Genomic DNA, 20,413 nt, shown 5'->3' on the forward strand with positions numbered 1-20,413 from the left:
ACGGCCCGGCGACCGCGATGAAGAAGGCCCAGCACGTCATCTCGCGTCCCGGCGGCCGCTGGAGCGTCCGCGCGTCGGGGGCGGCGCGCGCCTCCCGCATCTTCGCCACGCAGGCCGAGGCGATCCGCTACGCGCGCGAGCGGGCTCGCGAGGAGGGGGCGGATCTCTACGTCCATCGTCGGGACGGCACGATCAGCACCCGGGATCGATACGGCGTCGGATCGGAGGCGGCGCGCGGCTGAAGGAACGCGGCGCGTGCCGTTCGAGACGAACGTCTTCGTCAACTGTCCGTTCGACGATGCCTATCTGCCGCTCCTGCGGCCGCTGCTCTTCTGCGTGCTGGATCTCGGCTACGAACCCAGGATCGCCCTGGAGCGCCTGAATTCGGGCGAGCCGCGCATCGAGAAGATCGTCGCGCTCATCCGCGAATCTCGGTTCGGCATCCACGATCTGTCGCGGATCCAGGCGACGCGCAAGGGCGAGTATTATCGGCTGAACATGCCGTTCGAACTGGGACTCGATGTCGGCTGCCGCCTCTACGGCGCCGAGGCGTTCCGCTCCAAGAAGTGCCTGATCCTCGAGGCCGAGCGATACCGCTCTCAGGCCGCCCTGTCCGACCTGTCGAACTCCGACATCGCCGTGCACGGCAACGAGCCGCTCAGCGTGCTCAGCGAGGTCCGGAACTGGCTCGCGACCGAGGAGAACCTGAGCGCTCCCGGCCCTTCGGCGATGTGGGACCGGTTCAACGACTTCGTCGCCGACAACTACGATGCCTTAACGGAGCGCGGCTACTCGGACCGGGATGTCGAGCGACTGCCCATCCCCGAACTGCTCACGGGAATGCGGCAGTGGGTGGCGGCGCATCCTGCGAACCGCTAGGGTCCGCCGCATCAGGAGAGACCCCATGAATGCCCCCGTCCGCATCCTCGGCATCGATCCGGGCCTGCGCCGCACCGGCTGGGGCGTGATCGAGGCGGCCGGTTCCAAGCTCGCCTATGTGGGCTGCGGCGTCATCACCTCGGACGGGGACCTGCCGTTGGCGCTGCGCCTGCGCGAGCTCTACGAGGGCATCACCCGCACCGTCGAGGCGTTCCGGCCCGACGAGGTCTCGGTGGAGGAGACCTTCGTCAACAAGGACGCGCAGGCGACGCTGAAGCTCGGCCACGCCCGCGCCGTCGCCCTGCTCGTGCCGGCGCTCGCCGGCGTCCCCGTCTTCGAGTACGCGGCCAACCTCATCAAGAAGACGGTCGCGGGCTCCGGCCACGCCGAGAAGGTGCAGATCCAGGCGATGGTGAAGTTCCTGCTGCCCAAGGCCGAGTTCAAGCTCGCCGACGCGGCGGACGCGCTCGCCATCGCTATCACCCACGCCAACCATCGCGGCGCGCACGCCCTCAAGAGCCGGCACCTGCCGGCGGGCGTCGGCGGCCCGGCGGCGGCCCGGATCGCCGCCGCGCTCGCCCGCGGCTGAGGGCCGGCTACTCCACCGCCTTGAACTCGCCCTCGAGGCGCAGCGACACCTCGTCGCCGAGCACGGGCAGGAAGGCGTTGATGCCGAAATCCGAGCGCTTGAGCACCGTGCGCCCGTCGAAGCCCACCGTGTACGTCTTGTCGACGGGGCTGATCCCGGCCTGGTTGAAGGTCGCGTCGAAGGAGACGGGCTTCGTCACGCCGCGCAGGGTGAGGTCGCCGTTGACCCGGGCCGTGGTCGGGCTCGTCGGCTCCACCGAGGTGGAGGTGAAGGTCGCGGTCGGGAATTTCGCCGCGTCGAAGAAGTCCGGCGTCTTCAGGTGCTGGTTGAGCTTGTCGTTGAGGCCGTTGACGCTGTCGATCCCGATCGTGACCGTGATCCGGCTCTTTCCCGGCTCCTTCGGGTCGAGTTGGGCCTGCGCCGCCACGTCGGTGATCTGGCCGTAATAGGTCGAGTAGCCGAGGTGGCTCACCGACCACGTGATCTTGCCGTGGGCGGGATCGAGCCGGTAGGCGCCGGGGCGCACCTGCGTCGGGTCGGCGGTCGGCGCCCCCGCATTCTCCGCCGCGGCGGGGCCGGCGAGGATGAGGGCGGCGGCGAGGCCGGCAACGGCACGGAAGGGGAGGGGCGCGGTCTGGCGCATCGGGCTGTCGCTCGAATCGTCGGGTGGCTCTGCCCCGGTCGGGGCGCGGACCTTGATTTCACGAACCCACCGGCGGCTCAAGGCCGCGTTGGCGACAGGACCCGGAACCCTGTAGGGCATCCGGCAGGACGGGACGGACGGCTCGATGATCGGGAAGCTCAGGGGCTTGGTGGATTCCTACGGCGAGGATTTCGTCATCCTCGACGTGAACGGCGTCGGCTACGTGGTGCATTGCTCGGCCCGCACGCTGCAGCGGCTGCCGCAGCCCGGCGAGGCGGCGGAGCTCTCGATCGAGACCCATGTCCGCGAGGACATGATCCGCCTCTACGGCTTCCGCTCGGACGCGGAGCGGGAGTGGTTCCGCCTGCTCCAGACCGTGCAGGGCGTCGGCAGCCGCGTGGCGCTCGGCGTGCTCTCGGTGCTCGAGCCGGCCAACCTCGCCACCGCCATCGCCACGGGCGACAAGGGCGCCATCGCCCGCGCCCCCGGCGTCGGGCCGCGGCTGGCCGCCCGGCTCGTCGCCGAACTCAAGGACAAGGCGCCCGCCTTCGCTCCCATCGACCCCGCCCTGATCGCGCTCACCGGGGCGGTCGAGGACCGCACCGCGCCCCAGCCGGTGGCGGACGCGATCTCGGCGCTCGTCAATCTCGGCTACCCCCAGGTCCAGGCCTCGGCCGCCGTCGCCGCCGCCATGAAGGGCGCGGGCGAGGGCGCGGAGGCGAAGACCCTGATCCGCCTCGGCCTGCGCGAGCTGGCCCGCTAAGCGCAGCCGGCCCGCTCGGCACAGCCGGCCCCGCTCTTCGCGGCCGGCCCCCGAATCGCTCTTCGAGGTGGCGCCTCCGATCGGGGCCGCCAGGGCGTTTCGGGCCGGGCCGGGCCGCGTCCCCCGACCCCACCTGTCCCGACCCTGCCTGCCCCGACCCCGCCTGACCGCAATCCCTGAATGCAGCCCCCCCGGAGCCTGCCGAGTTCTGGCTGCAATCGCGTTGCGCGCCGGCCACACGCCCGCCGGCCGGCCTCCCGGTTAACGACTCGTTAACCATTTGGGCCGGAAAGCTTGCTTACGCAACCGTTAACGGAACGGTTTGCGATCCGGCCGGGGCCAGTATAGCCCACGCATTTCGCAAGCAGACACCCCGGCCATCGGTATCAGACTGCAAGTATTCCTCACAAGAACGGCCGCGCGTCCCTGCGTGAAGGCCGCGTGACGACGCTTGCCGATTATGGGGGGGTGAGGGTGTACATTGTCGTCGACGAGCGGCACAGCGTTGCCGCGCATTACGTTGCTGGGTTCGGTGAGGAGGGCGTGCCCGCCCGCAGCCTGCCCGCACCGGATTTCCGGGCCTGGCTCGACACGGCTCCGGCCCGGGACCTCGCCACGATCGACGGCTTCGTGCTCGGCGATTGCGCCGACCGCGCCACCTGCACCGCCGCGCTGCGCACCCTCTCGCGGGCGCCGATCATCGCGCTGAACGAGACCCGCTCCCTGGAGCAGACGCTGGCGCTCTTCACGGCCGGCATCGACGACGTGGTGCGCAAGCCCGTCCATGTCCGCGAGATCCTCGCCCGGGCGAGCGCGATCCGCCGCCGCATGAACCGGGGCGAGACCCGCGTCAGCGCGACGCCCGACCCGGGCGCTCGGCTCAGGGTCTACACGGACGGCCGCGATCCGGAGATCGACGGAACGAGCCTGATGCTGCCCCGGCGCGAGCGCACCATCCTCGAATACCTCGCGAAGAACCGCGGCCGCCCGGTGACGAAGAGCCAGATCTTCAACGCGGTCTACGCGCGCCACGAGACGGAGGTCGAGGAGAGCGTGGTCGAGGGCCACATCTCGAAGCTGCGCAAGAAGCTGCGCCAGCGCCTCGGCTACGATCCAATCGAGGCCAAGCGCCTCGCCGGCTACACCTTCTTCGGGTGAGGGCGCTCAACGAGAAAGGCCGCGCCCGTCCGGGCGCGGCCTTCGTCTCGCGGACCCGGCCTCGCCGGGATGATCCTACCGGAACAGCGAGAGCACGTTCTGGCTGCTCGAATTGGCGATGCTGAGCGCCTGGATCGCGAGCTGCTGCTGCGTCTGCAGGGCCTTCAGCTTCGTCGATTCCTCCTCGACATCCGCGTCGACCAGGATGCCGACCGTGCGGTCGTTGGCCTTCATCAGCGTGTCCACGAAGGTCTTCTGGCCGTCGATCTGGGTCTTGTTGGCGCCGAGCTTGGTGCCCGCATCCGTGACCTGCCCGATCGCCTTGTCGACCGCGTTGATGATGGCCCGGAGGTCGTCGTCGCCCTTGGTGCCGACGAGCTTCGAGATGTCGAACTTCGCGACCGTGAAGGCGCCCGACATGCCGGGCGCCGTGTAGGTGCCGGCATCGCTGTCGAGGATGCCCTTGCCGATCGTGGTGCCGGCATTGGTGCCGCTGGCCTGCAGGCCGGTGATGCTCGCGCCGCCGAAGCCGAAATCGATCGAGTTGTTGGCGGTGGTGTCGATCTGGAGCTTCGCGGTCGAGGCCGCGGCCGTGGTCTTGAACGTCAGGCGGCCCTGGGAATCGAGGCTCGCCGAGACCTTGTTCTTCAGGGTGGCGTCGCCCGCGATGGTATTGTTGATCGCGTCGACGAACTCCTCGGTCGTCACCTTCGCGGTATCGCGGACGGCGGCCGTCAGGCTCGCCTTGTCGAGCGTGATCGTCGCGTTGCCGGAGGCCAGCGTGATCGTCAGTTCGGCCACGGCGGAGGTGAAATCCGCGGTCCCGCGGGTGCCGACGGCCGCGCCGGGGCGGAAACCGGCCGTGCCGGTCAGCGACTGGCTCGCGACGACCTGCGCCTCGGTCGCGGGCTTCGTGATGCTGGTGCCGGTCGCGTCGTAGAGCTTGATGCTGCCGACATCCACCTGGACGTAGGAGAAGTCGATCGTCCCGCTCGCGTTGCGGGAGAAGCCGGCCACGACCTGCTGCTTGTCCTGGTAGGTGGTGGCACTGGAATCCACCGAGATCCAGTTCTGGCCGCTGGAGACCGAGGAATCGGCGGTGGCCTTCATCTTGTTCTGGATGGCGGCTACCTCGGTCTGGACCTTGCCGCGGTCGACCCCGGGCGTCAGGGCGGTCTGCAGCTTGGCCCGCACGTTCTGCAGGTCGGTCAGGATCGAGTTGAGGCCGTTATAGGCGGTGTCGACCGCCGAGGAGCCGAGGCCGAGCGAGTCCTTGACGGCGCCGAGCGAGGCGTTGTCGGTGCGCACCGTGGTGGCGATCGACCAGTAGGCGGCGTTGTCGGAGGCGTTCGAGACGCGCTGTCCGGTCGAGACGCGGTTGCTCGTCATGTCGAGCTGCTGGTTGATACCCTTCAGGGTCGTCAACGCGGTCATCGCGGAGATGTTGGTCAGGAGGCTGGTCACGGGAGACTCTTCCGGTGCTGGCGAGTTGGCAGGGCGGGTTCGGGGGCCGGGCTCTCACCGGGATAGCGGAACGGCCGACCGTCTCGGGCACGCCGAGGGGGCCTCGCGCTGACGCACTACACGTCCGGACTCGCACCGGATCAGCGGAAACGACATCATGTCCCTGGGTCCGGAGGACCCGTCCGCTGTGCCTGCATCGGCTACCATTCTCATGCCTGAGAATTCCTTCGCCGATGCCGCGACTATGCGGACGCCCCGTTATCAAGCGATTAAGCGGGCGGAGCCGGACGCGTCCCGCCGCCCGCGCCTGTGGATGGGCCGGGCTTCCTAATCCGCGCCATCCTCGAAGGTGAGGCCCGCGAACTCGCCCCGCCGCCAGCGCAGCCGCGCCCGGTGCGTCGTCAGGGCGTCCCCGGCGATGAGGAGGTCGAAGCGCTCGGGCAGCGCGATGCGCGGCGCGAGGCGGATCCGGGCGCCGGCGCGCGACAGGTCGTGGATCGTGCAGGCGACGAGGCGGTCGGGGCCGGCCACGATCCGGCCCTGCTGGATCACGCGACGACGCTTCACCGCGCGTGGACGCTCTCCCGCGCGCCCGGCGCGCTCCTCAGGATCTGCCATCCCACTGATCCGGTTACCGATTCCCGCCGCGCGGGAGGCGTCCCGCGCGGTCCATCCGCATGTTCGCGATCAACGTCCCGTCGTCCGGGCGAGGATCGCTTCGCGAGCGCGACCATCGCCGCGGCGGACGCATCGTTAACCGGCCGTCAAGCATCGCGCTTCACGCTCCGTTAGGAAGAAGGTCACGCCCGGACACGCATCGTCCCATGTCGCGCCCCGCCGTCAAGCCCTCCGGCGTCGTCCCCCCGACCCGGGCGCAGCGCCCCCTCGCCGGCACCGTCACCCGTCGGCGAGCCCGCGAGGCGGCGGTGGAGCGGGCGGCGCTCGCCGGCATCGGGCTCCTCGCCCTGACGGTCGGCGCGCTGGCCGGCTACGCCATCTCGACGGGCGCCCGGCCCTACGCGACGCGGGACGTGCTGCCCGCCCAGGCCGGCCCCTTCGCCTGGAAGACCGGCGTCGCCGCCGCCCGCCCGGTCGCGCCCGACCTCGACCCCCTCACCACCGGCTCGCTGCCCGAGCGCCCCATCGCCGAGCGGCCCGTCGCCGAGCGCCCGACCCTCCCGCCGCGGCCCGTCCCGGCCCCGCCGAGCGGCTACGTCCTGAGGCAGGTCTCGGGGGGGCAGGCCCTCCTCGAAGGCCGCGACGGGCTGCGGCAGGTCGCGGTCGGCGGCGTCCTGCCGGGAGCCGGCCGGGTGCTCACCATCCGCGACACGGGCGCCGGCTGGGTCGTCATCACCACCGAGACCATCATCGGCCCGGCGCTGCTGTGACGGCCGCCCGTCGGCGACAGCCCCGGGCAAGGCTCGGGGCCTAGAGCGGGGGACGCCCCATCCGGCCCCTCGCGAGCGCGCAAGCCATGGCCGTCGCCCCCACCTCCCCGACCTCCCGCCCGCCCCTCGAGGCGCGCCCGTGACCGACACGCTGACGAGCTACCGCCTGATCGCGCGCGATCTCGCGGCGTCCACCAAGCGGACATCGGCCGATCCGGTCGTCGCGCGCGACACGCGCTACTACGCCGCCACGATCGGGTCCATGGCGTCGGCCGACGCCTTCCTCGCCGACCGGCGCCTCTACGGCTACGCCATGAAGGCGTTCGGCCTGGAGGACATGATCTACGCCAAGGCCTTCATGCGGAAGGTCCTCACCGAGGGCGTCGCCCCCGGGAGCTTTGCCAACCGCTTGGCCGACGACCGCTACGTCGCCTTCGCGAGCGCCTTCGACTTCACCCGAGGATTCTCCGCGCGGGGCACCGACGCGGCCCTGAAGAACGGGGCCCCGATCCCCGCGGCACCCGCCCGGCTCGGCGCCGCCTCCGGCCTTCCGGACACGACGGACCTGTCCGGCCGGGGGGAAGCGAGCTTCACGCTCGCGACGCAGGTCGACGCGCAGACCACGCGGTCCCTCACGATCCGGCTGAACGGGACGACGCTCGCCGGCATCGCCGCGGACCCGTCGCGGGTGAGCCCCGGCGAGATCGCCACCGCGGTGGCGGCGCAGATCGAGGCATCCGGCGAAGCCGGGCTCAAGGGCTTGGTCCAGGTCGGGCTCGGCCTGAAGAATACGCTGTTCTTCGAGACCACCGCCGCGACCCGCCCGCTCACCGGCGCCTCCTACCCCGCGGGCGGCGCGAACCGCACCCTCGCGATCCGCAACGCGGCGCCCTCGGAGGAGGGCCGGAAGGCGGTGGATGTCGGCTTCGGCACGATGCTCGGTCCCGACGCGCAGGTTCGCTCCGTCACCGACGCCTACCTGCGCCAGACCCTGGAGACGGAGGCCGGCGAGGCGGATACGGGTGTGCGCCTCGCCCTCTATTTCGCCCGCAAGGCCCCGAGCCTGACGAGTGCCTATCAGATCCTCGGCGATCCGGCCCTCGCCCAGGTCGCCAACACCATGCTCGGCCTGCCCGCCACGAGCGGGGTCGTGACGAGCGAGGCGCTCGCCCGCCGCGCGAGCCTGATCTCCGCGAAGATCGACCTCGCGAGCTTCCGGGATCCGGCCAAGCTCGACGCCTTCGTGCGGCGCTTCGCGGCGACCTGGGACGCGCGGAACGGCGCGACGCAGGCGCCGGTGCTCGCCCTGTTCGGCGTCTCGGGGAGCTGAGGGCGTGCAGAACGGCCTCTACGTCGCCCTCTCCAGCCAGCTCGCCCTGGAGAAGCGCCTCTCCACCACCGCGAACAACGTCGCCAACATGGCGAGCGCGGGCTACCGGGCCGAGGAGACGAAGTTCTCGGCCCTGCTGGCACAGGCGAGCCGGGGCGCGGTCGCCTTCGTGGGCTCGGGCGACACCTACATCTCGCGGGCGGCCGGGCCGACCACGAAGACGGATTCGCCCCTCGACGTCGCCGTGCAGGGCGATGCGTGGCTGAGCGTCGGAGGCGCGGCCGGGCCGATCTACACCCGCGACGGCCGCATGACGATGGATGCGGCGGGCCAGCTTCGAAACCTCGCGGGCCAGCCCGTGCTCGATCCCGGCGGTTCGCCGCTCCTCCTCGACCCGCAGGCCGGGCCGCCGACGATCGGGCGCGACGGCAGCCTCTTCCAGGGCACCAATCAGGTCGGCGCCCTCGGCCTCTTCACCCTCGACCCGAAGGCGGCGCTGGCGCGGGCGGCGACGAACGCCGTCGCCTCCAGCCTGCCCGGGCGGCCGGTGCAGGACTTCACGGCGATCGGCGTGGTGCAGGGCTACGTCGAGGGCGCGAACGTGAATCCGATCCTGGAGATGACGAAGCTCATCACCATCCAGCGCGCCTTCGAGAGCGCCGCCAGCATGACGGCCGAGGCGGAGAGCTCGCTTCAGGGGGCCATCAAGACCCTCGGGCCACAGGGCTGAGGCGATGGCTGAGGCGATGGCGGCCGACGCGATCGAGCGCCTGGAACTGGCGATGGCGGGCGCGCTCGGCGAGGGCGCCCTCGTGCGCGTCGGCGGCCCGATCCGCGAGGTCACGGCGAGCGCCTGCCGGATCGGCGGCGTCGCCCCCTTCGTGCGCCTCGGCGACCGCATGGGTTTCGAGGCGCAGGGCCGGCTCCAGGTCGGCGAGATCGTGCGGGTCGACGAGGCGGGCGCCACGCTGAAGGTCTTCGAGAGCCGCATCGAGGCCGGCCTCGGGACCCCGGCCTTCCGGCTCGGTCCCGCGGATCTGAGGCCCGCGGCGAGCTGGAAGGGCCGCGTCGTCGACGCCCTGGGCCGGCCGATCGACGAGGCCGGCCCCCTGCGGCCGGGCGAGCGCGCGGCTGCCCTCGATGCCGATCCGCCCGCCGCCTTCGCGCGGGCCCGGGTGCGGCGCCCCCTCGGCACGGGCGTGCGCGCCCTCGACCTGTTCACCCCGCTCTGCGCGGGCCAGCGCATCGGCATCTTCGCCGGCTCCGGCGTCGGCAAATCGACGCTGCTCGCCATGCTGGCGGGGGCTGACGGGTTCGACAGCGTCGTCGTCGCCCTCGTCGGCGAGCGCGGGCGGGAGGTCCGCGAGTTCCTCGAGGGCCCGATCGCCGCGCAGCGCGCGCGCTCCGTCATCGTCGTCTCGACGGGCGACGAGAGTCCGATGATGCGTCGCCAAGCGCCGAAGGTGGCGCTCGCCGTCGCCGAGAGCTTCCGGGACGCCGGCGAGTCGGTGCTCCTCATCGTCGATTCGGTCACCCGCTACGCCCATGCCGCCCGCGACGTGGCGCTCGCCGCCGGCGAGCCGGCGGTGGCCCGAGGCTACCCGCCGAGCGTGTTCTCCGATCTGCCGCGGCTCCTCGAACGGGCGGGGCCGGGCGTCGAGGGATCGGGGAGCATCACGGGCGTCTTCTCCGTCCTCGTCGACGGCGACGACCACAACGATCCCGTCGCCGACAGCATCCGCGGCACCCTCGACGGGCACGTCGTCCTCGACCGGTCCATCGCCGAGCAGGGGCGCTATCCGGCGATCGACCTTCTCGGCTCGATCTCGCGCCTCGCGGGCGAGGTCTGGACGCCCGAGCAGCGCGACCTCGTGCGTAAGCTCAAGGCGATGATGGCCCGGTTCGAGGAGACCCGGGACCTGCGCCTGATGGGCGGCTACCGCGCGGGCACCGACGCTGACCTCGATCAGGCCGTCGCCCTGGTGCCCCGCATCTACGAGGCGATGCGCCAGGAGCCGGGCCAGCCCCCGAGCCGGGACGCCTTCCTCGAACTCGCCCAATCCCTGCGGGGCTGAGGCCCGGCTGCCCCCCTCAGCCCCGCGCAAGCCAGCCCGGGCCTAATGCGCCCCACGACAGGTCCCACCGAGGTGTCCGCATGAGTCTCATCGGCGTGCTCCGCACCGGCGTCTCCGGCATGAACGCGCAGTCGAACCGCATCTCGACGGTGGCGGAGAACATCCAGAATTCCGGCACGACGGGCTACAAGCGCACCTCGACCGAGTTCTCCTCGCTGCTCCTCGAATCGGCCGATTACGGCAATTACAATTCGGGGGCGGTCGAGACGGCGATCCGCCGCTCGGTCGGCGAGCAGGGGCCGATCGCCTTCACCAACTCGAAGACCGACATCGCCATCCAGGGCAACGGCTTCTTCGTGGTGCAGGACACCAACAAGGGCTCCTACCTGACCCGCTCGGGCAATTTCGTGGTCGACGGGCCGACCGGCAACCTCGTCAACGCGGGCGGCTTCACGCTGATGGGCTACAGCCTCGCCAACGGCGAGCCGAGCCCGGCGCTCAACAGCGTGCAGGACATGGTGCCGATCAACGTCTCGCAGATCGGCACCCAGGCGCGTCCCTCGAACGCGGGCTCGATCGCCGGCAACCTGCCCTACGACGAGCCGATCCTGCCCGCGACCCCGGCCCCGGTGCCGGTGGGGGCGGCCTATTCGAAGAAGACCTCCCTCGTCACCTTCAACAATCTCGGCCAGGCGGTGACGCTCGACATCTACCTCGCCAAGACCGCCTCCGACACGTGGTCCGTGAGCATCTACGACGCCTCGGCCAAGCCGCCCTACACCCTGCCGAGCAGGCCGCTGACGACGAGCAATCTCACCTTCGGCGCGAACGGCAAGCCGCCCTTCGGCACCACGACCACGGTGACGGTGCCGAACGGCCAGCCCGTCAAGATCGACCTGAGCAACGTCTCCCAGCTCGCGGGCGCCTACGCCCTGAACGGGGCCGCGAACGGCTCGGCGCCGACCTCGGTGACGGGCGCCGAGTTCGGCACCGACGGCACGGTCTACGCGATCTACGCGGACGGCACCCGGGCCGCCGCCTACAAGGTGCCGCTGGCCGACGTGCCGAGCCCGGACAATCTCGAGCCCCGCGCCGGCAACGTCTACACGATGAGCCCGAAATCCGGCGACCTGCTGATCGGCTTTGCCGGGCTCAACGGCCGCGGCACGATCAAGGCGGGCGCGCTGGAACAGTCGAACGTCGACGTCAGCACGGAGCTGACCGCGATGATCGAGTCGCAGACGGTCTACACCGCCAATTCCAAGGTGTTCATGACCGGCAACGAGCTGCTCGAGACCCTGATGAACCTGAAGCGCTGATTCCGGACCGCTTGAGGAAATCGACCGATGGGCCTCTCGCTCGCCCTCAACACCGCGCGGACCTCGCTCGCCGCCGCGTCGAACCAGATCGCGGTCGCCTCCCGCAACATCGCGGGGGCGAGCGACGCGTCCTACTCGCGCAAGGTCGCGACGCTGATCACGGGCGGCGGCGCGGTGCGTGTCGTGGTCGCGCGGGCGGGCGACGCGGCCCTGTTCGCGCGCAAGCTCGACGCGACCGCGGCCTCGGCCTCGCGCGCCGCCCTGCTCGACGGCCTCAAGGCCCTCTCGCAGACGGTGGGAGACACGAGCGAGGCGACCTCGCCCGCCGCGCGTCTCGGTGCCCTCAACGCCGCGCTCCAGGCCGCCGCGAACCAGCCCGACACGGCCGATCTCCTGCGCAACGCCGTCGATGCCGCCCGCGACCTGGCCGGCAGCCTCAACGCGGCGGCGGAGGCGGTCCATCGCGTGCGCCGCGACGCCGACGCGGCGATCGCCGCCTCGGTCGCACGGATCAACGACCTCCTGACCCGCTACGAGTCCGCCAACCGGGCGGTGATCAAGGGCGTGGCGAACGGAAGCGACGTCTCGGACGGCCTCGACGACCGGGACCGGATCGTCGCGCAGCTCTCCGAGGAGGTCGGCCTCACCACGGTCGAGCGCGAGGGCGGCGACCTCGCGCTCTATACCGACGGGGGCGTGCCCCTGTTCGAGCGCACCGCGCGCCCCGTCTCCTTCGCCGCGACCGCGGCCTTCGCGCCCGGTACGGCCGGCTCCGCGGTGACGATCGACGGGGTGCCGGTGACGGGAGGCGCCTCGCCGATGCGCCTGGCCTCGGGCCGTGTCGCCGGCCTCGCTTCGCTCCGCGACGACCTCGCCCCGCAATACGAGGCACAACTCGACGCCATCGCGGGAGCCCTCGTCGACGCCTTCGCCGAGGCCGACCGGACGGCGCCGGCCGGCCCGCGCCGGCCGGGCCTGTTCACGCTCGGCGCTGCCCTGCCCAGTCCGGGCTCGGCCGCGCCCGGCTACGCCGCCCGCATCCGGATCAACCCGGCCGTCGACCCGCGGCAGGGGGGCGACCTCGGGCTCCTGCGGGACGGCGGCATGAACGGCGCCGCGTACCGCGACGACACGACGGGCGATACGGCCTATTCCGGCCGCCTGCGCGCCCTCGTGACGGCGCTCGGCGCCGAGCAGGCCTTCGATCCCGGCCCCGACCTCCGGGGCAGCGCCACGCTTCCCGCCTTCGCCGCCGCCTCCGCCGGCTGGCTGGAGGGCCTGCGCAAGGGGGCGTCCGCGCAGGCCGAGTACCAGAGGACGCTCCTCGGGCGCGCCACCGAGGCCCTCTCGAACGTGGCCGGCGTCAACGGGGACGACGAGACGGCCCAGACCCTGCAGCTGGAGCGCTCCTACACGGCCTCCGCCAAGCTCCTGACCCTGGTCGACGACCTCCTGCGAACCCTCCTCGAAGCGGTGCGATAGGGCCCATGATGACCACGAGCTTTATCTCGAGCCTCAGCCTCTGGAACGCGTCGCGCGACGGGGTCCCGCGGCTCCAGGCCGGGCTGGCCAACGCCACCCGGGAGATCGCCGAGTTGCGCCACGCCGATATCGGCCTCGCCCTCGGAGCCCGGGTCGGCGAGAGCCTCGTCCTGCGCCAGCGCACCGCCGAGCTGGAGGCCCTGCGTGACGGCAACGGCGTCGCGGCCTCGCGGCTGACGGCGAGTCAGGCCGCCCTCAAGCAGATCCAGTCGGCGGCCGACGCGCTGCAGACGACCCTGATCGGCCTCTCCGACGGCCAGCGGGCCGGGGCCGCCGCCGGCACGGCGGCGAGCCAACTCGCCGCGCTCACCGCGGCGCTGAACACCTCCGTCTCCGGCCAGTACGTCTTCGGCGGCACCCGCGCCGGCGCACCCCCGGTCGCGACCTATGCGGGCAGCCCGGCCTCCCCGGCGCGCGCGGCGGTCGAGGCGGCCTTCAGGGACCATTTCGGCTTCGCGAAGGACAGCCCCCGCGCGGCCGGCGTGACGGCCTCCGACATGAAGGCCTTCCTCGCCACGAGGCTCGAGCCGCTCGCCTCGGAATCCTCCTGGACGAGCCTCTGGTCGCAGGCGTCGAGCCGCAACATCGACAGCCGGATCTCGCTCAGCGAGACGATCGAGACCTCCGCGAACGCCAACGCCCCCGCGCTGCGCAAGCTCGCCATGGCCTACGTGATCGCCTCCGACCTCAACCTCGCCCCCATGCCGGTCGAGGCGCAGGCGGTCGCCACCGCCCGGGTGATGACGCTCCTCGGGGAGGCGAGCGCCGGGCTCGTCGCGATGCAGGCCGATCTCGGCCGGGCGCAATCCCGGATCACCGACGCCAACAGCCGCATCGCGTCGCAGACCACGCTGCTCGCCGCCGAGATCAACCGGCTCGAGGCGGTCGATCCCGCCGAGGCGAGGTCCCGCGTCGACGCGGTGACCACCCAGCTTCAGATGTCCTACGCGCTGACCGCCCAGCTCCGCCAGCTCAGCCTCGTCGCCTTCATCGCCTGAGATTCCGCGCCTGCGCGCCCCGCCGCGCGACGACCACACGAGCCCACGAGGCACCGGCCCGCATGTACCGCTTCTCCTATTCCGAGATTCTCGAGGACGCCCCCGAGACGGGCCGCGAGCGGGAGCGCTACGCCTTCGACCGGGCCCTCTCCCTGCTGCGCGACGTCGAGCGCCAGGGTCTCAAGGGCGCGGAGCGCACGGAGGCGGTCGGGCTCGTTCAGGACCTCTGGAACGTCCTGATCGCCGACCTGCTCAACCCGGAGAACGGCCTGCCGGAGGGTCTGCGCGCCGATCTCGTGGCGATCGGCCTGTGGACCATGCGCGAGGTCGGCGAGGTGCTGAGCGCGCCCGAGCGGAGCCTCGCCGCGCTCATCGACGTGAACAGCTCGATCCGGGAGGGCCTGCGATGAGCCGGGCCATGCACCTCTCCCTGCGGGCGGGCGAGCGGGTCTTCATCAACGGCGCCGTGCTGCGGGTCGACCGCAAGGTCTCGATCGAGCTCCTGAACGAGGCGACCTTCCTGCTGGAGGGGCACGTGCTGCAGGCGGACGACGCCACGACGCCGCTGCGCCAGCTCTACTTCGCCGCGCAGACGATGCTGATGGATCCCGCCCATGCCGGCCCCGCCCGCGCCCTCTACGCGAGCCTGCAGGACGGGATCCTCGCCGCGACGCGCGACCCCGTGATCCACGAGCGGCTGCGCGCGGCGCAGGCCCTCGTCGAGGCCGGGCGCCCGTTCGACGTGCTGAAGCTGCTCCGCGCCCTCTACCCGGCCGAGGCCGCCCTGATGCCCGACGGGGAGGGGGGCGCTCTCCTTGCGAGCCCGGCCCTGCCGCCCGCCCCGCCCGTGCGCCGGCCGAAGCGCCCCGCGGGCGCCCGCAACGAGGTGTGACCCATGGACGTCCCCGCCACCCAGGCGACGACCGCGGCCGCGGCCAAGGCCGCCGGCACCGTTGCCTCGAAGCTCAACGCCGACGCGTTCCTCACCCTGTTCATGACGCAACTGAAGAACCAGGACCCGACGAAGCCGATGGATTCGACGGAATATGTCGGCCAGCTCGCCACCCTCTCCCAGGTGGAGCAGGCGACGAAGACGAACCAGAAGCTCGACTCGCTCCTCGCCTCCAGCTTCCTCGATCAGGCGGAGGCGATCATCGGGCGCACCGTCACCTCGGCGGACGGCGCGGTCTCGGGCACGGTCCGGTCCGTGCGCATCACGGGCGACGGCGCGCTCGCCCGCCTCGCGGACGGGCGCGAGATGCTCCTCGCCTCCGGCATCGTGGTGTCCTAGTCGCCCCGCGCGCAGCCGATCGAGGTCCTGTCATGAACGAGGTCGACGCCCTCGAACTCGTGCGCTCCGCGATCTGGACGGTGATCGTCGCGGCCGGCCCCGCGGTCGGCGCGGCGATGCTCGTCGGCATCCTCGTGGCGCTCGTCCAGGCGCTCACGCAGGTGCAGGAGGTGACCCTCACCTTCGTGCCGAAGATCCTCGTGATCCTGCTCGTGCTCCTCGCCACCGGCTCCTTCGTCGGCGCGCAGATCTACGCCTTCGCCGAGACCGCGTACGGGCGCATCGGAACGGGGTTCTGAGGGCGCCCATCCTCGCGCAAGCTTGGCCCCCCACAACCGCTCCGGCCTGGGAGCGGAGGGTGAGGGCGCCATGGCGGTGAGCGGGGCGGTGAGCGGGGCGGTGGGCGGCCTGTCCGCCGCGGAGCAGAGGTCGCGGCGGGATTTCGGCTTCGCGGCCGGCATCGTCTGCATCCTGGCGGTGCTGTTCCTGCCGGTGCCGGCGATCCTGATCGATGTCGGGCTCGCCTTCTCGATCGCGCTCTCGGTCCTGATCCTGATGGTGGCGCTCTGGATCCGCAAGCCGCTCGAATTCTCCGCCTTCCCGACCGTCCTCCTGATCGCGACCCTGCTGCGGCTGGCGCTCGGCATCGCCACGACGCGCCTGATCCTGGCCAACGGCCAGAAGGGCGTGGACGCCGCCGGCCACGTCATCCAGGGCTTCTCGCAATTCGTGATGAGCGGCGACTTCGTGATCGGGATCGTGGTCTTCGTGATCCTGATCACGGTCAACTTCCTCGTCATCACCAAGGGCGCGACCCGCATCGCGGAGGTGGGAGCCCGTTTCACCCTCGACGCCATCCCCGGAAAGCAGATGGCGATCGATGCCGACCTCAATGCGGGGCTCATCGACGACAAGGAGGCGCAGCGCCGCCGGCGGGAGCTGGAGGAGGAATCCGCCTTCTTCGGCTCGATGGACGGCGCCTCGAAATTCGTGCGCGGCGAGGCGGTGGCCTCGCTCATCGTCATCGCCGTCAACGTCTTCGGCGGCATCATCATCGGCACGACGCGCCACGGGATGCCGCTCGCCCAGGCCGCCGACATCTTCACCAAGCTCTCGGTCGGCGACGGCCTCGTCTCGCAGATCCCGGCGCTCATCGTCTCGCTCGCCGCGGGCCTCCTCGTCTCGAAGGGCGGCACCCGCGGCACGGCCGAGGAGGCGGTGCTCGGCCAGCTCGGGGCCTATCCGCGTGCGCTCATGGTCGCGGCCGCGCTGATGGGCCTGTTCGCCCTCGTGCCGGGGCTGCCCTTCCTGCCCTTCGTGGCCCTGGGCGGGCTCCTCGGCTTCGTCGCGACCATCATCCCGAAGCGGCTCGCGGCGAAGCAGGCGCTCGCCGCCGCGACGGCCGCGGCCGAGGCGGAGGAGAAGGCCGCCGCCGCCCGGGAATCGGTGAAGGAATCGCTCAAGACCCCCGAGATCGAGCTCCTGCTCGGGCGCCAGGTCGCGGCCCAGCTCCAGGCGAGCCACGCCGAGCTCTCCCACCGCGTCGGCAAGATGCGCCGCAAGTTCGCCCGGCAATACGGATTCGTCGTCCCCGACATCAAGCTCTCGGACAGCATCGTCCTGCCGCCGAAAAGCTACCAGATCCTGATCCACGGCACGGTCGTGGCGACGCAGGAGCTGCGCCCGGGCGAGATGCTCGTCGTGATCGGCGACGGGCCCCGCCCCGACGTGCCGAGCGACGAGGCCCGCGAGCCCGCCTTCGGCATGAAGGCCCTGTGGGTGATGGATTCCTACGCGGCCGAGGTGCGCCGCACCGGTTTCGAGCCGATCGACGGCGCCTCGGTCCTGCTGACCCACCTCTCCGAGGTGATCCGCAACAACCTGCCCCAGTTTCTGTCCTACAAGGACATGCGCGGCCTGCTCGACCGGCTCGACCCCGAGTACAAGCGGCTCCTCGACGAGATCGCGCCGTCGCAGATCTCGCATTCGGGCCTGCAGGCGGTCCTGAAGCTCCTGCTCTCCGAGAGGGTCTCGATCCGCAACCTGCACCTGATCCTGGAGGCGGTGGCCGAGATCAGCCCGCATGTCCGGCGGGCCGAGCAGATCGTCGAGCACGTGCGGATGCGGATCGCCCAGCAGATCTGCGGGGACCTCTCCGAGAACGGGGTCCTCAACGTGCTGAGGCTCGGGGCGAACTGGGACCTCTCCTTCCACCAGAGCCTGAAGCGGGACGCCAAGGGCGAGGTGATCGAGTTCGACATCGACCCCCGCCTCGTCGAGCAGTTCGGCACGGAGGCCGCCGAGGCGATCCGTGCCCGCATGAAGGAGGTGCCCGGCTTCGCCCTCGTCACGGCGCCGGACGCGCGCCCCTACGTGCGCATGATCATCGAGCGCCTGTACCCGACCCTGCCGGTGCTCTCGCATCTCGAGATCGCCCGGGGCGTCGAGATCAAGTCGCTCGGCACGGTCTCGTGAGCCCGCTCGCGCCCGAGACCGTCCTCGGCGTGTTCCTGATCGTCTGCCGGGTCGGGGGCTGCCTCCTCGTGGCGCCGGGCTTCTCCAGCCCGCGCGTGCCCCAGCAGGTGCGCCTCCTCGTCGCGCTCGCCGTCTCCCTCGCCGTCGCGCCGCTCGTCCTGCCGCTGTTCCGGGACCGGCTCGCCGGGCAGGCCCCGGCGCAGACGCTCCTCTGGATCGCCACCGAGACCCTGACGGGGCTGCTGATCGGATTCCTCGGCCGCGTCTACCTCGTCGTTCTGGAGACGGTGATGAACGCCGCCGCCGTGATGGTCGGCTTCGGCAGCATGCCGGGCACGCCCGTCGAGGGCACGGACCCGGTGCCCGCGGTCGAGTCGCTGATCCTGCTCACCGCGACCGCGCTCCTCTTCGCCGCGGATCTGCACTGGGAGCTGTTCCGCGGTCTCGTCGATTCCTACGGCCGCATCCCGCCGGGGGAGGGGATCGGCACCCAGGTCCTGCTCGTGCGGATCGTCGATCAGGTCGGCGACGCCTTCATGCTGGGCCTGAGGATCACCGCGCCGTTCGTGATCTACGCGATCCTCGTGAACCTCGCGGCGGGCTTCGTGAACAAGCTCACGCCGACGATTCCCGTCTACTTCGTGGCGACGCCCTTCGTGATGTTCGGCGGCCTCCTCCTCCTGCACGGCATCGCCGGCGAGTTCCTGACCGAGTACCTCGCGGCCTACGCCCGCTGGCTGCAGAAGGGCTGAGCGGGTGACGCGTCCGGGAGATCGCCTGAAGCGGGCCGAGCGCCTGATGGGCGTGCAGGAAGCGATGCGCCGGCTCGCCGAGCGGGACCTCGCGGAGGCCCGGGCTCGGGTCCTCGCGCTGGAGGCGGAGCGCGCCGCCCTCCTCACCGCGCTCGGCGGCGCCGCCCAGGCGGCCCTGCCGCTGGAGGCGGCCGCCCGGCGCCTGCGCAGCCTCGCGGCACAGGCCACGGAGGCCCGAGGCCATGCCGAGGCACGGGAGGCGGCGCTGCGCGAGGCCGGCCTCGCCGAATGCCGGGCCGGGGCGCAGGTCGAGCGCCACGCCCGGGAGCACCGGCGCGCGCAGGAGCGGCGCGAGATCCTCGACCGGCTCGACGCGATCACCGCCCGCGGCAACGCAAGCCTCCCGTAAGCCAGGACGCCTACAGAACCACGACTCCGCTCCGCGCGAGGAGGCGCCCGATGAGCATCAGCCCGCCCACCGACATCGTCCTCGACGTCGCGCGCGCCGCCGAGCCCGCCCGCGCGGAGGCCGCCGCCGCCAAGCTCGCGCTGCCCGGCGATCCGGCGGCCTTCACCGATGCCGTGCGCGCCGCGAGCGCCGCCCTGCACATGCCCCTCGACGCCCGCGGCACCCTGACCGGCCTGCAGAACGGGACCGCCCTGTCCGGCCCCTCCACCGACCCCTACCGGAAGTTCGAAGGATTGGTCCTGCAGCAATTCGTCGAGGCGATGATGCCCGAGAAATCCGAGACCGTCTTCGGCAAGGGCCATGCGGGCGGCATCTGGAAGTCGATGCTCGCCGAGCGGATCGGCGAGCAGATCGCCAAGGCCGGCGGCGTCGGCATCGCGCGGATGCTGGACAAGGCCCATCCCGCGGCGTCGCCGGCCGCAACCGCGCAGAAGGTCTGACCCCGGATGCTGCTCGCCTGCCTGAGCCGGCTCGAGGCCACGATCGAGGCCGAGACCGAGGCGCTCCTCGCGCGCCGCGCCGTCGATCACGCGGCCGTCAACCACCTGAAGAGCCAGAGCCTCCTGGAGCTCAGCCGGCTCTCCCGCGGCCTCGACCCGGCCGGTCTCGACGCGGTGGCGGCGATCCACCTCGCGCGCCTGCGCGACAAGCTCGCCCGCAACCAGGAGGTCGTGGCCATGCACCTGCGCGCGGTCGAGGAGATCGGCGAGACGGTGGCCGCCGCGGAGCGCGCGGCGGAGTCGGACGGCACCTACGCCCCCCGGGTCGGGCTCTGAGGCGGCTCCATGCGCGTGCTCGTCACCGGCCTCTGGATCTGCGCCGTCACCATCCTCTCCTGCTACGGGGCAGTGACCTGGGGCGGCGGCTTCTTCGCGAAGAAGACCGAGCCCTATCTCGAGGGCCTGCAATATCAGAAGCTCGCACCGATCAACATTCCGATGATCGCAGACGGCAAGGTGCAGGGCTACGTCGTCACGGTTCTGGTCTTCACTGCGGACGCGAAGCTGATGCACACGCTGCCGGTGCCGCCGAATGCGTTCGTGATCGACGAGGCGTTCCGGCAGATCTACTCCGACCCTGCGATCGATTTCCGGAAGCTCGCCAAGTACGACATCAACAAGCGCCTCGCCGAGATCCGGGCCAGGGTCAACGCGCGCCTCGGCTCGGACGTGGTGAAGGACGTGCTCGTGGACGAGATGAACTTCGTCGCCAAGCGCGAGCTGCGCTCGTAGCGCATTCGCGAACGGGCGATCCCGGTTCGCGCGAAGAGGATGCGCT

General features: G+C 71.6%; 25 protein-coding genes. 22 read left to right on the forward strand and 3 right to left on the reverse strand.

What is annotated here, in order from left to right; genetic code table 11:
* The first annotated feature begins 17 nt into the window (after window positions 1-17).
* Genes J2X36_RS23455 through ruvC form a run of 3 tightly spaced genes read left to right on the forward strand, consistent with a single transcriptional unit; the run spans window position 18 to window position 1,468 of the window.
* Window positions 18-242 (forward strand): DUF2188 domain-containing protein, encoded by a 225-nt coding sequence (locus J2X36_RS23455; protein ID WP_310354272.1) that lies wholly within the window; start codon window positions 18-20, stop codon window positions 240-242.
* 13 nt (window positions 243-255) lie between these two features.
* A complete protein-coding gene (locus J2X36_RS23460; RefSeq protein WP_310354274.1) occupies window positions 256-879 on the forward strand; it encodes a hypothetical protein in 624 nt (207 codons plus the stop codon).
* Window positions 880-904: 25 nt separating this feature from the next.
* The gene (gene ruvC, locus J2X36_RS23465; protein WP_132255843.1) at window positions 905-1,468 is read left to right on the forward strand and encodes a crossover junction endodeoxyribonuclease RuvC; all 564 of its coding nucleotides are present in this window, start codon (window positions 905-907) and stop codon (window positions 1,466-1,468) included.
* Window positions 1,469-1,475: 7 nt separating this feature from the next.
* On the opposite strand, the gene J2X36_RS23470 is transcribed toward ruvC, so the two are convergent.
* Complete coding sequence (locus J2X36_RS23470; RefSeq protein ID WP_132255842.1) at window positions 1,476-2,111, reverse strand: YceI family protein; 636 nt, start codon at window positions 2,109-2,111, stop codon at window positions 1,476-1,478.
* Between the two features lie 145 nt (window positions 2,112-2,256).
* On the opposite strand from J2X36_RS23470, the gene ruvA reads away from it, so the two are divergent.
* Window positions 2,257-2,874, forward strand: coding sequence for a Holliday junction branch migration protein RuvA (gene ruvA / locus J2X36_RS23475; protein WP_132255841.1), 618 nt, complete (start codon window positions 2,257-2,259; stop codon window positions 2,872-2,874).
* Window positions 2,875-3,348: 474 nt separating this feature from the next.
* On the forward strand, window positions 3,349-4,032 hold the full coding sequence (locus J2X36_RS23480; protein WP_310354348.1) for a response regulator transcription factor: 684 nt from the start codon (window positions 3,349-3,351) through the stop codon (window positions 4,030-4,032).
* Window positions 4,033-4,107: 75 nt separating this feature from the next.
* Here the strand turns inward: J2X36_RS23480 and J2X36_RS23485 are convergent, their stop codons facing one another.
* Together J2X36_RS23485 and J2X36_RS23490 are read right to left on the reverse strand one after the other, a co-directional pair.
* Window positions 4,108-5,496, reverse strand: a complete 1,389-nt coding sequence (locus J2X36_RS23485) for a flagellin (RefSeq protein ID WP_310354276.1) — start codon at window positions 5,494-5,496, stop codon at window positions 4,108-4,110.
* Window positions 5,497-5,823: 327 nt separating this feature from the next.
* Window positions 5,824-6,114 (reverse strand): PilZ domain-containing protein, encoded by a 291-nt coding sequence (locus tag J2X36_RS23490; protein WP_310354278.1) that lies wholly within the window; start codon window positions 6,112-6,114, stop codon window positions 5,824-5,826.
* 206 nt (window positions 6,115-6,320) lie between these two features.
* Here J2X36_RS23490 and J2X36_RS23495 point away from each other — a divergent pair, with 206 nt between their 5' ends.
* From J2X36_RS23495 to J2X36_RS23575, 17 genes are all read left to right on the forward strand, one after another.
* A complete protein-coding gene (locus J2X36_RS23495) occupies window positions 6,321-6,884 on the forward strand; it encodes a hypothetical protein (protein WP_310354279.1) in 564 nt (187 codons plus the stop codon).
* 139 nt (window positions 6,885-7,023) lie between these two features.
* Window positions 7,024-8,214 carry a DUF1217 domain-containing protein gene (locus J2X36_RS23500; protein ID WP_310354281.1) on the forward strand — a complete coding sequence of 397 codons (1,191 nt, stop codon included), beginning with the start codon at window positions 7,024-7,026 and terminating at the stop codon, window positions 8,212-8,214.
* A 4-nt stretch (window positions 8,215-8,218) separates the two neighbouring features.
* Window positions 8,219-8,944: a flagellar basal-body rod protein FlgF gene (gene flgF / locus J2X36_RS23505; protein WP_132255837.1), complete on the forward strand. Its 726-nt coding sequence runs from the start codon at window positions 8,219-8,221 to the stop codon at window positions 8,942-8,944.
* A gap of 16 nt (window positions 8,945-8,960) precedes the next feature.
* On the forward strand, window positions 8,961-10,289 hold the full coding sequence (fliI, locus tag J2X36_RS23510; protein WP_310354350.1) for a flagellar protein export ATPase FliI: 1,329 nt from the start codon (window positions 8,961-8,963) through the stop codon (window positions 10,287-10,289).
* Between the two features lie 80 nt (window positions 10,290-10,369).
* The gene (locus J2X36_RS23515; protein ID WP_310354283.1) at window positions 10,370-11,608 is read left to right on the forward strand and encodes a flagellar hook protein FlgE; all 1,239 of its coding nucleotides are present in this window, start codon (window positions 10,370-10,372) and stop codon (window positions 11,606-11,608) included.
* 27 nt (window positions 11,609-11,635) lie between these two features.
* Window positions 11,636-13,090 carry a flagellar hook-associated protein FlgK gene (flgK, locus tag J2X36_RS23520; RefSeq protein WP_132255835.1) on the forward strand — a complete coding sequence of 485 codons (1,455 nt, stop codon included), beginning with the start codon at window positions 11,636-11,638 and terminating at the stop codon, window positions 13,088-13,090.
* 5 nt (window positions 13,091-13,095) lie between these two features.
* Window positions 13,096-14,148, forward strand: coding sequence for a flagellar hook-associated family protein (locus J2X36_RS23525; protein ID WP_310354285.1), 1,053 nt, complete (start codon window positions 13,096-13,098; stop codon window positions 14,146-14,148).
* Window positions 14,149-14,210: 62 nt separating this feature from the next.
* Window positions 14,211-14,558: a flagellar biosynthesis regulator FlaF gene (gene flaF / locus J2X36_RS23530; RefSeq protein ID WP_310354287.1), complete on the forward strand. Its 348-nt coding sequence runs from the start codon at window positions 14,211-14,213 to the stop codon at window positions 14,556-14,558.
* A complete protein-coding gene (gene flbT, locus J2X36_RS23535; RefSeq protein WP_310354289.1) occupies window positions 14,555-15,040 on the forward strand; it encodes a flagellar biosynthesis repressor FlbT in 486 nt (161 codons plus the stop codon). Before flaF ends, flbT begins: the two co-directional genes overlap by 4 nt.
* Window positions 15,041-15,043: 3 nt before the next feature.
* Entirely contained in the window at window positions 15,044-15,439 is a 396-nt protein-coding gene (gene flgD / locus J2X36_RS23540; protein WP_310354291.1) for a flagellar hook assembly protein FlgD, read from the forward strand.
* Between the two features lie 32 nt (window positions 15,440-15,471).
* The gene (locus J2X36_RS23545; protein ID WP_132255830.1) at window positions 15,472-15,738 is read left to right on the forward strand and encodes a flagellar biosynthetic protein FliQ; all 267 of its coding nucleotides are present in this window, start codon (window positions 15,472-15,474) and stop codon (window positions 15,736-15,738) included.
* Window positions 15,739-15,808: 70 nt separating this feature from the next.
* The gene (gene flhA, locus J2X36_RS23550) at window positions 15,809-17,914 is read left to right on the forward strand and encodes a flagellar biosynthesis protein FlhA (protein WP_310354294.1); all 2,106 of its coding nucleotides are present in this window, start codon (window positions 15,809-15,811) and stop codon (window positions 17,912-17,914) included.
* On the forward strand, window positions 17,911-18,666 hold the full coding sequence (gene fliR / locus J2X36_RS23555) for a flagellar biosynthesis protein FliR (protein ID WP_310354296.1): 756 nt from the start codon (window positions 17,911-17,913) through the stop codon (window positions 18,664-18,666). Before flhA ends, fliR begins: the two co-directional genes overlap by 4 nt.
* Window positions 18,667-18,670: 4 nt before the next feature.
* On the forward strand, window positions 18,671-19,075 hold the full coding sequence (locus J2X36_RS23560) for a hypothetical protein (RefSeq protein WP_310354298.1): 405 nt from the start codon (window positions 18,671-18,673) through the stop codon (window positions 19,073-19,075).
* A 50-nt stretch (window positions 19,076-19,125) separates the two neighbouring features.
* Window positions 19,126-19,575, forward strand: a complete 450-nt coding sequence (locus J2X36_RS23565) for a rod-binding protein (RefSeq protein WP_310354300.1) — start codon at window positions 19,126-19,128, stop codon at window positions 19,573-19,575.
* A gap of 6 nt (window positions 19,576-19,581) precedes the next feature.
* Window positions 19,582-19,911: a flagellar protein FlgN gene (locus J2X36_RS23570; RefSeq protein ID WP_310354302.1), complete on the forward strand. Its 330-nt coding sequence runs from the start codon at window positions 19,582-19,584 to the stop codon at window positions 19,909-19,911.
* A gap of 9 nt (window positions 19,912-19,920) precedes the next feature.
* Window positions 19,921-20,367 (forward strand): hypothetical protein, encoded by a 447-nt coding sequence (locus tag J2X36_RS23575; protein ID WP_310354305.1) that lies wholly within the window; start codon window positions 19,921-19,923, stop codon window positions 20,365-20,367.
* Window positions 20,368-20,413: the final 46 nt, after the last annotated feature.

Origin of the sequence: Methylobacterium sp. BE186 (assembly GCF_031457035.1) — a bacterium.
Lineage (GTDB): Bacteria > Pseudomonadota > Alphaproteobacteria > Rhizobiales > Beijerinckiaceae > Methylobacterium > Methylobacterium segetis.